General features: G+C 60.7%; 16 protein-coding genes. 10 read left to right on the top strand and 6 right to left on the bottom strand.

Features of this window, described 5'->3' with window-relative positions; translation table 11 throughout:
• Nucleotides 1–7: 7 nt before the first annotated feature.
• The 7 genes from V7787_RS21315 to V7787_RS21285 all read left to right on the top strand — a co-directional run bounded on the left by V7787_RS21315 (nt 8) and on the right by V7787_RS21285 (nt 6,594).
• Nucleotides 8–763, top strand: coding sequence for a hypothetical protein (locus tag V7787_RS21315; protein ID WP_014592436.1), 756 nt, complete (start codon nt 8–10; stop codon nt 761–763).
• A gap of 1 nt (nt 764) precedes the next feature.
• A complete protein-coding gene (locus tag V7787_RS21310) occupies nt 765–1,901 on the top strand; it encodes a hypothetical protein (RefSeq protein ID WP_135199345.1) in 1,137 nt (378 codons plus the stop codon).
• Nucleotides 1,902–1,908: 7 nt separating this feature from the next.
• Complete coding sequence (locus V7787_RS21305) at nt 1,909–3,084, top strand: hypothetical protein (protein ID WP_014592438.1); 1,176 nt, start codon at nt 1,909–1,911, stop codon at nt 3,082–3,084.
• 13 nt (nt 3,085–3,097) lie between these two features.
• Nucleotides 3,098–4,234, top strand: coding sequence for a M23 family metallopeptidase (locus tag V7787_RS21300; RefSeq protein WP_104887029.1), 1,137 nt, complete (start codon nt 3,098–3,100; stop codon nt 4,232–4,234).
• Between the two features lie 27 nt (nt 4,235–4,261).
• A complete protein-coding gene (locus tag V7787_RS21295; protein WP_014592440.1) occupies nt 4,262–5,650 on the top strand; it encodes a hypothetical protein in 1,389 nt (462 codons plus the stop codon).
• A gap of 74 nt (nt 5,651–5,724) precedes the next feature.
• Entirely contained in the window at nt 5,725–6,150 is a 426-nt protein-coding gene (locus V7787_RS21290; RefSeq protein ID WP_014592441.1) for a hypothetical protein, read from the top strand.
• A 15-nt stretch (nt 6,151–6,165) separates the two neighbouring features.
• A complete protein-coding gene (locus V7787_RS21285) occupies nt 6,166–6,594 on the top strand; it encodes a hypothetical protein (RefSeq protein ID WP_064490863.1) in 429 nt (142 codons plus the stop codon).
• 151 nt (nt 6,595–6,745) lie between these two features.
• Here V7787_RS21285 and V7787_RS21280 read toward each other — a convergent pair whose 3' ends face one another.
• Together V7787_RS21280 and V7787_RS21275 are read right to left on the bottom strand one after the other, a co-directional pair.
• Nucleotides 6,746–7,162, bottom strand: coding sequence for a hypothetical protein (locus V7787_RS21280; protein ID WP_064490862.1), 417 nt, complete (start codon nt 7,160–7,162; stop codon nt 6,746–6,748).
• Between the two features lie 85 nt (nt 7,163–7,247).
• Entirely contained in the window at nt 7,248–7,859 is a 612-nt protein-coding gene (locus V7787_RS21275; RefSeq protein ID WP_336089521.1) for a hypothetical protein, read from the bottom strand.
• Between the two features lie 115 nt (nt 7,860–7,974).
• Between V7787_RS21275 and V7787_RS21270 the strand changes: the two genes are divergently transcribed.
• On the top strand, nt 7,975–8,322 hold the full coding sequence (locus V7787_RS21270; protein ID WP_014592445.1) for a hypothetical protein: 348 nt from the start codon (nt 7,975–7,977) through the stop codon (nt 8,320–8,322).
• Nucleotides 8,323–8,345: 23 nt separating this feature from the next.
• Here V7787_RS21270 and V7787_RS21265 read toward each other — a convergent pair whose 3' ends face one another.
• Entirely contained in the window at nt 8,346–8,999 is a 654-nt protein-coding gene (locus V7787_RS21265; protein WP_014592446.1) for an OmpA family protein, read from the bottom strand.
• On the bottom strand, nt 8,996–9,487 hold the full coding sequence (locus tag V7787_RS21260; protein ID WP_014592447.1) for a hypothetical protein: 492 nt from the start codon (nt 9,485–9,487) through the stop codon (nt 8,996–8,998). The genes V7787_RS21265 and V7787_RS21260 overlap by 4 nt, the downstream gene beginning before the upstream one ends.
• A 291-nt stretch (nt 9,488–9,778) precedes the next feature.
• Between V7787_RS21260 and V7787_RS21255 the strand changes: the two genes are divergently transcribed.
• Both V7787_RS21255 and V7787_RS21250 read left to right on the top strand, forming a co-directional pair.
• Nucleotides 9,779–10,312 carry a hypothetical protein gene (locus V7787_RS21255; protein ID WP_064490860.1) on the top strand — a complete coding sequence of 178 codons (534 nt, stop codon included), beginning with the start codon at nt 9,779–9,781 and terminating at the stop codon, nt 10,310–10,312.
• A gap of 38 nt (nt 10,313–10,350) precedes the next feature.
• A complete protein-coding gene (locus V7787_RS21250; RefSeq protein WP_064490859.1) occupies nt 10,351–11,604 on the top strand; it encodes a DUF6685 family protein in 1,254 nt (417 codons plus the stop codon).
• A 108-nt stretch (nt 11,605–11,712) separates the two neighbouring features.
• On the opposite strand, the gene V7787_RS21245 is transcribed toward V7787_RS21250, so the two are convergent.
• Both V7787_RS21245 and V7787_RS21240 read right to left on the bottom strand, forming a co-directional pair.
• Entirely contained in the window at nt 11,713–12,144 is a 432-nt protein-coding gene (locus tag V7787_RS21245; protein WP_064490858.1) for a hypothetical protein, read from the bottom strand.
• 125 nt (nt 12,145–12,269) lie between these two features.
• Nucleotides 12,270–14,090, bottom strand: a complete 1,821-nt coding sequence (locus V7787_RS21240) for a phospholipase effector Tle1 domain-containing protein (RefSeq protein ID WP_231114217.1) — start codon at nt 14,088–14,090, stop codon at nt 12,270–12,272.
• Between the last annotated feature and the right edge of the window lie 28 nt (nt 14,091–14,118).

Below are 14,118 nucleotides of genomic sequence, written 5' to 3'. Positions count from 1 at the left end.
GCTGGAGATGAAGAAAGTCGCGGCAGTTCTGGCCGTTGGCCTAGGCCTGGGCGCTACGGCGCTTCCGGCCCAAGCACTGACCTGGGCTTCGGTGCTGACATTCATCAGCACCATGCAGAGCGAGATGAGTGCCTGGTCGGTGACCGTCAAGCAGACCGCGTTGTCCGCCAACGTGATCTCGCAAATGGACAACGATTCGAAAAAGCAGCTTGCCAACGCAGTTGGCGCCATCGAGATGTCCGACCGGGCGATGGCGGCCGTGACCTCGTTCGACTCCGCGGTGGGGCAACCGGTCACCAGCAAGTGCATTGCCCAGCAGCAGGGCAAGCTGATGGTCGAAGCGGTGTCACAGCGTGACAAGGACGCAGCGCGGCTGATGGCAACCTATTCCTCGCAACGGGTGGGCTCTAGGGCAGTGGCCGACCGTGAGACCCTGGCCATGCACCGCGACAACTACTGCAGCGTGTCCGAAGCCAGGCAGGGCATGTGCACGCTCAACGCCAACGGCATGCAGGGCTGGGATGTGGACTACGCCGGGCCGTTCAGCGAAATGACCCTCGCCCCGGAAGGCGAGACCGCAGCGTATGCGTATACCGCCATGATCACGGATCAACGTGCGGAAGCATACATCGACTGCACCACGGTCGCCTGCAATGCTGCCCAGTCGCAGCAACTCGCCGCCTCGGCCATGACCGCGATGGCTGCCAACTCTCTCGTAGGGCAGGTGACGGACCGTCGCGTGCCAATGCTCACAGGGCAGTGATATGAATTTTCGGCTCAAGCTAGCCAGCATTGTCGTGGGTTCGACAATGCTCTCGGGTGTTTCCTACGGGGCGCTTTACGGTTTCGGCCCTGCCGAGATGTGGACCGCTGCGCAGATCAGCGCGCTGTCAGCATCCGTGGGCACCAACATCACCACGTTCGGCACGACCTTCGGTAACCAGATGACCATAAAGTTCGAGCAGATCATCTCGGCCGTGGCCGTAGCCACCAAGCAGGAAGCACTGTCAGCGAGTGTGGTCGCGGACAACAGCAGGCAAACCGCCGAGCAACTGATCAATGCCAGCCGCGCGCAGCAACAGAACGCGGCCGCGACCAAGGCCTACCTCGACTTCAACGCAGCCACCGGCCAAGGTTTCGACCCTTGCGGCACCGTGATCAAGAACAAGTCGATGGACATCGCATTCACCAGCATGGCAGCCAAGGCCAAGGCAGCTGTCGGTGAGCTGGATGCCTCTCCAGGTCGCCTGGTGGCTTCCACAGGCAAGGCGATGCAGCAACGCCTGCAAGAGCACCGCGACAAGTTCTGTACCGCCGCAGAGGCAGACGCCGGGCTGTGCACGCTCAGTACGCTACCCGGTGGCGACACCAACGCCGCCCTGCTGTTCGAAGCCGCGGATGCTGACTCGCTGGCCACCGAAGCGCGTACCGCCTACATCCAGCACGTGATCGGTCCCCCGGACGAAGCCTTGGTCAAGGCCGCTGGCGCTACGCCCGCCGGCGAAACCTACATGGTGCAGAAAAACCGCAAGGACTCGATGTTGTCTGTACCGGCCTACAGCCTGTCGATGATCAATGCCGCCAACACCCGCAGCACGGAGTTCGGCGGCAAGTCCCCCAATGAAGTGCTCAAGCTGCGCGTGAACCAGTACTTCGGTGGCAAGGAAGCGCAGCAATGGTCGGGCAACCTGGCCCGCCAGACCCAACGCGGGTTGCTGGTGGAGGCTGCCAAGATGGGTGGCCTCGAAGTCTGGATTCATCAGCAGCAGTACGAGCAGAACCAACGGCTGCTCGCTAACCTGGCAACGCTGGTAATCGCCTCCTCTGACGGCCTGGACGCCCCTTTGGAAGCGCGCTACCAGAAAGTGTTGTCTGAAACAGCAGCGCAGTCGGTACAGTGAGGTGCCCATGAAAAAGGATTTCGACGCAGCGCGTGAAGCGCGCAAATGGAAGGTCTCGCTGGGTGCTTCGCTTGTGCTGACCTCTACGCTGGCTTGGGCCTATTGCCCACCCCAGTATCAGGAAAATACCGTAGCGCCGGCATTCACTGCGGCCACCCAAACACTCAACGGCCTGGTGTCCGGGGTAGATGCTTCGCTGTCGGCCCTGCTTGAAACCGAGAGCCAGCGCCTGACCTCGGCCATCGCGATCCTGACCAAGCAGAAAGCCCTGGCGGCAAACCAGATAGCGGAAGCTGGGCACAATGCTGCCCAGCAAACGGCGACGGGGCTGAAGGTGCTGGCCCAGACCCAGCGGGTCAAGCAGTCACGCTTCGACTACGGTGGCGAATTCGGCCAAGGCTTTTCGCCTTGCTCGGTCTATGCGACACGAACGCTGATCAGTGCCCGCGATGCCGACATGGGCACCGAAGTGCGCCAGCGGGTCAAGTCCGAGATCGTGGCTGCACCAGGCACCTACGCCGAGCCCATCAGCGCCCAGGCTGCACTGGTCAAGGCGCGCAAGCAGTTCTGCACCCAGGACCAGGCAGATTCAGGCTTGTGCGAATCGGTCGGCTCGCTGCCGGGCGCCGACCTGACCGTGGCCACCCTGTTCGAACCCGTCATGGAAAACGAACCGCTGTACCAGGCGAAAGTCGGGTTCGTCAATAACGTAGCCGGCCTGCCGGACGGACCGGTGCCAGCATCGGCAGGCAAATCCGCAGCCACCGAAGATTACGCGCTTTCCAAGGCCCGCAAGGATGCGCTGGTGTCGCCAGCACTGGCCAGCCTGAAAGCAATCCAGCTCGACTATTCCGGCGTGGAAGGCACGGAAACAGGCACCGACCTGCCACTGGCCGTGCACTTTCGCAACGAGGTCAAACGCTATTCGGGCAATACGCCTCAATATGACAGCTGGGCCCGGGTCATGGCCGCACAGAACGAGCGAGGTGCGCTGATCGAGATCTTGAAGATCAAGGCGCTGGACCTGGCCATACTGGAAAAACAATATCGCCAGTACGAAAGCATGGAGGCCCAACTCGCTTCGCTGGTGTCCATGTCGGTAACTGCCGCGGGTGCGCAAACCCAGACCACCCGGGCAGCGGAAAATGCCGCCAGGCAGAACGTACAGCAGAGCGTGCAGTGACGGAGCGCAAGGGATGAACAGAACGATCTTGCGCGGCCTCGCCGGCCTGAGCCTGCTGGCGTGTGCCCACGGCGCCATTGCGGACACCTGCATGGTGTCCCCCACCGACAAGGAAATTGTTTCCGGTCGTTTCGGCAAGTTCCGGGGTGGCGGCGCGGCCAACCATGGTTCGGCCAACCAGAAGGCGCACATGCACGATGGCCTGGACTTTTCCACCAGCGGTACATCGCAACCGGTGTATGCCACCACCGAGGGCAAGATCACCTTCGCCGGCTCTCGAAGGTCTGCGGGTAATGCGATACTGATTCAGCGGGCCAATGGCGATATCGTCGCCTACTACCACCTTAGCGGCTTCGCCAACGGCATCAAGCAAGGCGTCACGGTCAAGCCGGGGCAGCAGCTGGGCCTGTCAGGCAACACCCCCAGTACGTCCATGGTGAAGCACTTGCACTTCACCTATGGCACCACGAAAAAAGACGAGGCCAGGGCCAAGGCGTTCAGGGAAAATGCTCACCGAGGGCCATTCAACCCGGCGCAGTTGCCTTCCGCCGTGGTCAGCCCGCAGGCTGGCATTGGCTGGAAGACTGACCCGGCCCCCTATTTCTGCCAAACTTACGCCATCCAGGATGGTCACCCCGAGCATTACCCAATCCTCGGCAAAGACACCAAGGCGCAGCACCAGATCCTTTTCGGTAATGTACCTTCGGGCGGGGTTGCGCCAGACTCCACGGCTGAGCCTGTCCAGGTGGCAGCAGCCAACGCCGATGCAGCGCTGGCCGAAGCGGATGGCAAGACGCCTGCGATGTACTTGTCCGACGCTGATGGCTATGGTGCCTTGCCCACCGCTCCGATCGGTGGCTACGACACCATGTCGGTTTCAGAAATGCTGGCGACTGAAGCCAGCCGGCGCTTCAGCGATGCCGAGTGGAACAACAGTATCACCCATGTTTCCAGCCGAGCCCTGTGGGTCGACTACAACCGGGCGGTCGGTGTCGGTAATTATTTGTCGGAAGCGATTTATCGCAAGAAGGAAAAAGTTGAAGCATTGCTTGCCGTTTACGCGTCGCAGAAATTGGCAGGTCAACGGATGCAGACCGACAGGGCCCAGCAGCGAGCCCAGAGAGGAGCTGTTTCCAGATCCATTGAATAACGCGGCGCCCACGAAAGGTAAACACAGATGGAACCCAAAGAACTCGATAAGCCTGATCAAGCCTTCGCTGATTCTGCTGCCGGGCAAACAGCCCAGCCAGGGCGGAGTTATGCAGGCATCCTGGTCCATCATGGCGCAGCACCCTATCAAAACGACCCTGCCAAGCAGGGTAGCTACTACGTAACCCTGCAAACACCTGCCGGTCCACAGACCCTTTGGGGGGCAGGCCTTGAACAGGCCATGCGCGAAACCGCACCCGCCGTCGGCAAACCCGTGCAACTGGATTACCAAGGTGGCGCCGAAGCCGGCAGCGAACAGTCGACACAAGGTCGCTGGAGCGTGCATTCGATCGATACGGCTGCCCTGCAGGCCCACAATAGCGGCCAGCAAACAAACGCCAGGCCGTCGCCAGGCGCCGCGCCAGATATCGACCCAAGCGTATTTGACGCCATCATGAAGGTTGCCGGGGAGGTGAAACCCAAAGGATCGTCCCTCGACCCTGATGAAGTACGCCGCATCAACGCAGCCCTTCTCGACAACGCGAGCAACGCTGCAGAGCCACCGAAACCCGCAGAACCGGCAGAACAGGAGCCACAGCACCCGCGGGACGCCAACGGTGCCGAATCATTGCTCAGGGGCGGCGCCCAACTGGTGGGGGGCGTAGCCTCGCTCACCGGCGCCGCCATGCAAGGTATCGGCAAGGGCGCGAGTGCCCTGGCCTCTGCCCTGCGTGGGGATGGGCAAGTTCAGGATGCACAGGTGCCCTCAGCGCAATCGGCCACTGCGGAAAAACACAGCGCGGCGGTTGAGCCCGGCTCGGCCGAAGAAATGACCGGACGCGTGCAGGTGTTGCCGCGCCTTTCCGAGTACCGGGTAGATCAGGTTGAAAAGGCCGCGACCAACTACGAAAAAGCCCACTCGGCCTTCTGGAACGCTGGGAGCCTGCCTCAGGTGCGCGAGCAGATCGAAACCCGCGCCGAGCAAACCGGCCTGAGCGTTCCCGAAGTGATCGAGAAGATGAAACCCGACGGCGAATACACCGACCTGCACGAAAGCTTCGTCCAGGCCGTAGGTGAGTCCCCCGACGCCCAGAACAGCAAAAAAGCCATGGACAAGGCCCTCACCGGCTGGGCCCGCCAGTACGGGCGCGCCCAGGAAGAATTGCTGAACCCGGAAACCCAGGACAACCCGCACTACGACAAGCTGAAGAACCGGCTGGAAAGCTCCAGCGAGAGCATGCACCGCAATGCGGGCAGCATGCCGGCTTTCGCGGGCGAAACGCAGTCGCATCTGGAGCGCCTGAGGGAAGTGATGCAGCGTATTGGCGAACGCCTGAAGGAAATGGTGCAAGGCATCGTCAGCCTGGTTCGCGGCAAGCCTTCGGGCCCTTCACAGGGCGATGACTTCACCCCTTGAGACAGCCCCCAGCTCAGCCGATTCCCAGAGGGAGCCATGAAGGCGCACGTAATCATCCACGCAAGGAGAATGGAATGACCGAGTACAGCAACTGGAAAGAAATCACCGCCACGCCGGAAGCCCACCTGGAGTTCCTGCGGGTGATCGACGGCAAGCTGGAAGAAGGCCTGGGTGGCCGGAACCTGTATGAAAAACTGTCCAAGGAAATCACGGTGGAAGGCAAGGCCTTCAGCCAGGCCTTCCACCTGAACAAACTGGAAGCCAGCTCGAACGGTTGGGACACCGACGAGACGCCCGACCCGGTGAAGCTCGAGATCGTCGAGTTGACCTCAAGGATCAAGGAGGCTGACCCAGGCTACGACCTGGCCCACTTCATGGTCGGCTATGAGTACATGATCAGCGAGATGAAAGAGCGCGGCGTGGAAGTGAATGCCGGGCTGGACCACAGCGACCCTGTACCAAAGAACCGCAGCGGCTCGGACTACGAGCCGGGCATGTGACGCCGGGAGGCACCTGTGAAAGCGACCATTTCACTCATGCTGGCCTTCGGTATGTCGGCTCTGGCGAGTGCTGCCCAGGCTCAGGAAGCCCCCGTGGCCGAGGAGCAATGGCAGGAGCTACCGCGCAATACCACCATCTACGTGCCGGTGCCCAAGCAGGTCACGCCGGTTGCAGCTTATCGTTCGTGCTCGAACCGCTACGAAGGTGAGCGCTGCGATTTCTCCACCCCTCGCCAAGGAGTGGTCGAAGGCACATGCCAGGCACCGGAAATGCGGCAGCCGCCCGCCTATGGCTACGAGATGCAGCAATACCCCGCCCAGGTGCGCACGGCCTTGGTTTGCATGCCCGTCGAGGGCCCGGCTGCTGGCGGCCCGGACAACCCGGGCCACGAGTCGCTCCAACCGCCTTCGACAGCCCCACAAGCGCAACAGCCAGCCCCCTAGCCCAAGGGTGCTGAGCTCTGCAACTTCGGACTCGCTCGCCGTCGGTTTAGCCTTGGCGCGCTTGGCCGCGCCGGCGACCTGAGGCAATTGCTGGTACGTCAGGTCTAAGCTGCTGCCGCCCCTGGTGGCTGGATGTTTACCAGGCCAACACTCACACCGTCGGGTCGGGCGCGTCATCCTGCGGCGTTGCTGACGACTGCGCCATCTTCGCCATCTGTCCGTGCATCAGCTGAATCAGTTCGCGCAGGCGCTCTGCTTCGGCCCTGAGCTGAACGGTTTCTTCAAAATACTGGCGCACATACCCACGCAAGGGCTCCAGCTTCTCGTTGGCTTGCGCCACACCGGCATCCCAGCCTTCAGCATAGCCATGGGAGCGCCCTTTCCTGAAGCCCTCCTTGCGGCCCTGCCCCAAGCCTTCCTGGTAGCCCGCCTGATAACCCTCCTGCAGCCCTTCCTGCCGCCCTTGGTCGCGGCCTACATGGAGGTTGGCAATGGCCTGCTGGACAGAGCCGTTGTAACCGCCATCCAGACTCATGTTGCCCTTGCGTGCAGCCCAGTTATCGTCCATTTCGCCATCTCCCCGGATCGGCGCTTTCCCGGAGCATGCGCCGCTAGATTGTGGTCAATGCCAAACCCGATACTGTCGGCCGGGTTCAACGCGTAGTCTTTACCTCGCTCCCAGCTGCTTGCTGGGCTTCGGCCTGAGGCAAGGCAAAACTGGCCAGCCGATGCAGCGCAACCGCTACCCAATCGCCACCGAAACGCTTGTCCTCCAGCACCGACTTTAGCGCCAGGATCGGCACACAGTGCCTTGCCAAGCCTTGGACATAAAAAGCAGCCGTCCATTCGGGCAGCAAGTGTTTTATATCTTCGTGGGTTTCCACGCTGAACACCAACGCAAGAATACCAGGCAGGGTCTTGACCTCCCGGCTGGGCAGCGCGTCCGCCAGCCAGAAGGCCACTTCGCCAAGCTGGCCGGCCTGGATCGGCAACAGGGCAACGACCTTGTTCCCGTCATGATCAACGACAATACCCGGCTCAAGTTCGAGCGTTTCCGCGTCAAAGCAGAGCGCTGCCTGGCGAATGGGCAGCGACTTGAGGAAATGCTCCAGCAGCGTGTACATCTCGAAAGCTGCCGGAATGTCCTTCTGGATGGCCGGCGCACTCTTGGCCATCACACTGACGAAGCCGCCACCCGCCTGGGCGAGAACATCGCCACTGATGGCCTGCGCCACGAAAGCCTCGAGTTCACACAACGAATACATGGTCCCACTCCCGCACAACGGCTCGACTAGACTGAACTTAAACCTGCTGACAGGTCCAAAAACCTCAGTCGTTCGTGTTTTGTATGTTTGCAGCCCAAACTTCAAGGATGTACCAATGACCCATCAGTTTCACTGTGCATTTCATCCCGCGCCGGGCAATGACGGTGGCGTGCTGAACATCGGCCCTGCCTCGGTCAGCATCGACCTGGAAAACCTCTGCCTGTTCGCCAATGTGGTCGGGCAGATCGAAAAGCGCCGGGCGGCCGGCGTAGCCAGGTCAGAGATTCTTGGTGAGTGGGTGGGCAGTGAAGATATCGACTGGGCGCATATCGGCTTTCACCCCTGCCGCGAAAGCTACAGCCTGCGTTACAACGGCGTAGCCTGGGAGGCGCCTGCCGACGCCACCATCGCCGCTGCCGCCGAGGCACGCTTGTTCCTCGACAACATGCGCCTGCAGGCCTGACCTGACGGCGCGGCACTTGCTACCTAGCGAGCGAGGGCCGTGCTCGCGTGGTACTGACCGAAGAACTCGAATTCAACCCGGCGGTTGGCTGCACGGCCAGCGGGGGTGTCATTCGCAGCGATGTAGTCGCCCTCCTGCCCCTCGGCGCTGATTTTCGCCGCTGGTACGCCACGCCGAACCAGGTACATCTTCGCCGCCTGCGCCCTGAGCAAGGCAACCCGGCGATTTGCCTCCACCGTGCCCACACTGTCGGTAAAGCCCACGATCTTCACCTGCAGCGCGTCCTGCGCCGAGCGCACCAGCACGTCGCCATCCTCGGCGCTGGGGCTGAAGCGTGAGTGGCCGAACGCAAAATTGAGCGTCATGTGGTTGATCGAAGTCTGGATCTGGTCCTGTCGCGCCCTGATTGCCAAAAGCTCCTGACGACTGCCATTGGCGTCGGCTTCAGCCGCAGCCAACCGCACCCGCAAGCTCTGGATCTCGATGTTCAGGGCATTGATGGTCTGTTGCATTTGCGCGGTGTTCTGCCCTTGCGCCGAGGGTGCTACATAGGGCACCGGGGCGGCGGGGCTCTCCACCAGCTCGAACCCTGCGAAAGCCTTCGGGGCAAGTGCCACCGAGAGGGCGGCAAGTACCAGCGGCAGCAACCTGCGAGGGGTGGAAACGAAGGTGCTCATACATCTCTCCAATATCGCAGGATCACGAAAACGATGCTCGACCAGGCATACCCCAGCAGCATTACCAGGATGCCTGCCAGCAAGTAGGTACGCAGCGGGTCCATGGCATCCTGGCCCAGCGGCTGAAGCCCGGGAACCAGCGTGGCCGGGAACCAGGCGAACAGCAGCGCCACCAGCGGTGCGAGCCATAGGCCAAGGCGCAACTGGCGATGGTCGCCCCCGCGCGTCCACCATGCGTACCAACCCAGGCTGAGCAGGTAGGCAGGCAGCAACATGACGCTCAGCAACAGGGCTGAAAAGGACAATGCCGCGGCGTAGAAGCGCGGCGACCCTTGGGCCATTTCACCCATCAGGGTCGCAACCACCGCGATGGTAAAAGCGACCAGCGCCACCAGCAGAGGCACCGACAGCAGCCACAGGGCTGCGCGACGATCGCCCACGGCCCTGAAGCCTGGCTTCACGGCAGGTGGAGGTAATGCGTAGGACATGCCTGGAAACTCCTTGTAAGGGTCAGCCGGGCGGCCAGATTCAGAAGAACTGCCGCTGCGTGCCAGCCAACGTTCGACACCCTGTCATCTATCAAAATGACCTGTTAGAAAAATGTAGAAATTGATGGCGAGTATGAATTTGGGGCCTTTTGCCGTCAAGGTTTGAATCTTCGTCACTGGCAGGCACTCACTTGACCAAGCGCAGGGCGTAGCGCACACTCCAGGCATATAAAAAACGTTTTTCTAACAACACGAATTAATAGCAATTTGTCATCCAGAAGGATCTGACGCATGAAAGCCCTGCACCTCGCCCTGCCGCTGCTGGTTTCGCTCGCCTGCACATCGGCATACGCCGCAAACATCGATCAGGCCGAAGCCAATGCCCGCATCACTCAGGCCCTGACCTGCAAGCGCAAGGTTTCCCCTGACCAATTCGAGGCGCTGGTCAAGGCCGCCAACGGCAAGGCCATCGTGCAGGCCTCGGACCTGTCCGACGGCGAGTACACCGTGCCTAACCCACTGGACGTTTACGGCCGCGCCGTGACCAAGCTTGCAATGCACCCAGGCTCCAATGGTGAAGGTGACTTCGATACCTACTCCGGCGTATTCACCGGCGAGAGCATCCAGGCAGTGGCCAAGCTCGCCGACATTCCCAAAGACGAATTCGGCCAGTACAAGAAAGAAGTCGGTAACCACGACCTGTGGCTGTATGAAGATGGCAACAGCACGTACATCAGCTGCTCGTACGACATGCGCACAGTGGTGAAGACCATCAAGAGCACAGCTCGCAAGGCAGCGGATGCGGTACAGCGCGCCACCCAGTAACGCCTTGCGAACCTGTATGCGCTGAAAGGAGACACGCCATGAGCTTCAGGACACTGGCTGCGAAGTTTCTGGAAGCGGTCAAGGACGACCTGGGCATCCCTGCCCGTTTATGCCGGGTCATCGCCGACACTCCCAAGTTGCGCATGAGGGTGGATGACACCGCCGCCGTCATTGCCTCATCGAGCGTGGTGCGCTGGCATGAGTGGTCGCAGCGTATCGGTTTCGGCCAGGGCAGCGAACAGAACGGTCAGGTCAGGGGCTGGCGCGCCAGCGACGGCCATTACCACAGCGAGCATCGGCAGATCGCCGCACTGGCGCGGCTGGGCAAAACCGAAACCGTGCATGAATTTGCCTGTGACATCGGTGAGATAACTGGCCTGTCCGCCTCCAAATCCGAGCTGTACAGGTTTTTCTCCCTGCAGCAGATGGCCGAGCAAGCCTGCCAGGCTTTCACTCGCGACATGAGCCAGGAGGGGCTTGCGCAGAACCTGGGCTGGCCGGAGATCGGCATCGTGCATGGCGGCAGCGACTTCATGGTGCGCTACGACTGGGATGTTGGCCTGTACCTGGCCAACAACGGCGGCTCGCACCACTTCGTCGCCGCCCGGCATATCGCCACGCAGTTGCAGCAACCGGTTACGCTGCAGGGTCGCCTGGTCCGCAACGGCCTCGATGCCGAGGCCGCCGCTCAGTTGAACGATGAATACGCCATCTATGCCGTGAACAAGGATGCGTTCTTCAATGATGCACTCGATGCCCTGCGCGACTTCAAGGCCACTCACTATTGGGGCGACCTGCCGCAGCCGTATAACAACGGCATGGCGATCTTCCTGCCCAGAGAAGAAGCGCGCTCACGCAAGGTTGCGCAAATCTTCGCCAGCGAAGGCTTCACCGATGTAGGTGAAATGCTGGTGGAACTGGCATCGCCGGATGCGGCTGTGGAGCGCCGGGCGCGCCAGGAAGAGATACGCGCGCGCATTGAGGCCCTGCCAGGGCTGGAAGCAAAAGCCGGCGTGGCACACCTCTTCGGCACACACGCGGCAGCCGCCCTGCGTGATGAACTGGTGACACAAGTGGACTGGCAAACCGTAGAGCAGGCCACCCTGGATGAAGCCTTCGGCATTCACCAGCTCGACGCCCAAAGTGTCTACGAAGCGCTCGCCCAACATAGCCCAGGCGCCGTTTCGAGGCATTCACTGCGAACACTGCGCGCCACAGTCGATGGCTACGCGGCGCTGCATGAGCGCCAATTGGCCAACCTGCCTGCACCCGAGGCACCAAGCCCCGACTGAACGCTTGCCCGGTGGCAGGTCAGCTGACAGTCGAGAGCAGGAAATGCGGCCCTGTTGAAACGCCGAAAATCAATTTTTCAACATGCAAAGTTGCCATAAAAAATCAGCTCAACCAGAGCAGTACTGCGCAGCCAGCTGATGAATGCGCGCAGCCGTTTGCTCCTGAGCGCGAGCCTGCTCGCAAGCCCATGACAGCGTCGCCGCATCAGGAAAATCCTCGGTGATCGCCTTTTTTGCGATAAACCACAGGGCGCGCATGACAAACAGCGGGTCTTCCGTCAGTCGCGTATCTCCCGATGACTGCAGGTGAGCAACCAGCGCCTGGGCCGCGCTGGCCAAGCCCTTGTCCTGAGTGAACTGGACCAAGGTACCCAATGCTTGCGGCTTCATGGAAGGATGAATCGTCAGCGGCGTGCAGCGCTCGGAATCGAGCAAATCCCAAAACGTCACGCCGTCCTTGCAGACCATGCCCACACGGCGACCACCCGCCATGTCATCGACCTCGATGAAGCTGCCTGGCTGGTATTTGTGGATTTTCATCTTCTAACCCTTACCGATTGACTGGCCGACCATCGCCGGCAACAGGTGCATTCTAAGCAAGCAGGTTGCAAAAAGCGTCACTGCAGTGTTTGCCATCGCCCATACGTGTAACAGCATTGGCTCACTCAGGGCTCTGGCGCCTCCCAGGCAACGGTTCGCTGCTGCTCGGGCACAACAGGGCAGTCAATCATGGCACGAACCAGTGCCCTGCCGTCCGCCCCGGCAATTTCGTATTCGTCCTTCAAGCCGCCTTCCGGCCGGTCTACGATCCATTGCGCAACCTGAGTGAGCCCCTCGCGAATGACCCCCGCCTGCGCACCTGGCGCCACGTGCTGCATGTCTATCGCGATCAGGACACCGCGCTCACCCGTGAATGCCGGCGCCTCATGCACAGCCTCCAGGCGCCCCACCACATTGCCATTGGTATCGTGGAGCGCGATCGGTTCACCGATACTCAGCGATCCTCGATTGCGGGTCAAATCACCGGCCTCTGCAACAATGCGTGCGGCCTCGTAGCCAAAGCCCAGGTCAGCAAAGGCAGAAGAACCTTCGGGGTCGACCCGAAGCACTGCATACTTTGCCGATACGCTCGCGACAGGTAGAGGCACTTCCTTCAGGGCCAGACGCTGGATATGTTCGACCTCAGGCTTTGAGCCCGCAAGCAATGACGTGAGCTCTGCCACTTGCTTGCGCGACTGGACGGCAGCGGCATCGAAGTCGTCACCAATCAGCCCCATGGTGCTAGCCATGATTTCTGAAGGGTTATCCGGCTCGGACGAAGGGTCGCTGATCTTGCTGTTCCACCCCGCCAGCGTCTGCCCCACATGCCTGCCTATTTGCTGGATGAGCGGGGCAGCGAGCGAGCGATCATTTTCGAAAATGACTTTACGACCGCTCACCGGATGGTCGAATGGTTTTTGTTGCCATGCCAGAAAACCGGACGTGCTTTCCCACCCGATAAAATTCAATGTGCCGCTTTCAGCAGGAAACGGCCGGTTATTGATGCGGGTGTACGACCCATCCGCTTCCCGCTTGAACGCCTCATTACCCTTGAGCAACCGGGAGTCGATCAAAGCCTCTTGCAGCCGCGCGGGGTCTTTGATCAACGCATTATATTGCTCGATACGTTCAAGCTCCTTGGGCGGAAAATTCACCAGTTCCACGCCTGCCGACTTCAAGCGGTCATACATGAATGCCAGCGGGCCAGCTGCCAGCAAGTCATTACGATAGCCACCCCCAACCTGCGAATGGGCCCCGGCAAACTTGACCTCTTCGATGCGCGAGTTGTCGTCATTGCGCAGCGCGCTGGTCAAGGGGAATGTCGCACGGTACTCATGCATGGCCACCAGGTGCGTGGTGGACTTGACGTTGTTACTGATCTCCAGATTTTTACTGACGTGACTTTCAGTAGTGGGAATACCGTAAGAGGCAACCGTGTCGAAAATGGCAAGCTTGTTGATTTCAGCCTGACCAGGCGGGATCAGGTAATCGTCCGTGGCTTTCCACTGGCTGTCGAGTCGGGGCACGCCACGGTCAATCACCTCGTTGGTAAAAGCACGGGCCTGCGCCGCCCCGCGGCTGAAGCCGATTACATTCAATTCAATATTCAGATCTGGGTTCTTGTTGCAGAACGTGACGAAGGCATCGTAAGCCTGCTCGATACGGTTCTGGCTGCCGCGCCCTGTGCCTCGCTCGATCAAGGCGATGGGCCCATTACCCTTCTGGCTCCCCACCCCATCAAGGTAAATTTTCTCCGACTGGCCGGCAAGGCCGCCAGGGCCATACTTGCGGGGCGCAGCGCCGGAGTTCAGGGAAAGGTTGGTGCCGTGTGCGGTGTCGTATTCATAAAGCCTGGCCACATTGGTATGGGTACCGAGAGGCGTGTCCCTGTCCTTGTTGTTATCGGTGCCATCCATGTAGACACTAAAATAAACTGTTTTATTCACTTCATATCCCTATGAACAAACTGCCGCC

The organism is Pseudomonas sp. CGJS7 (assembly GCF_036961695.1).
This window is presented reverse-complemented; position numbering and strand designations above follow the sequence as displayed.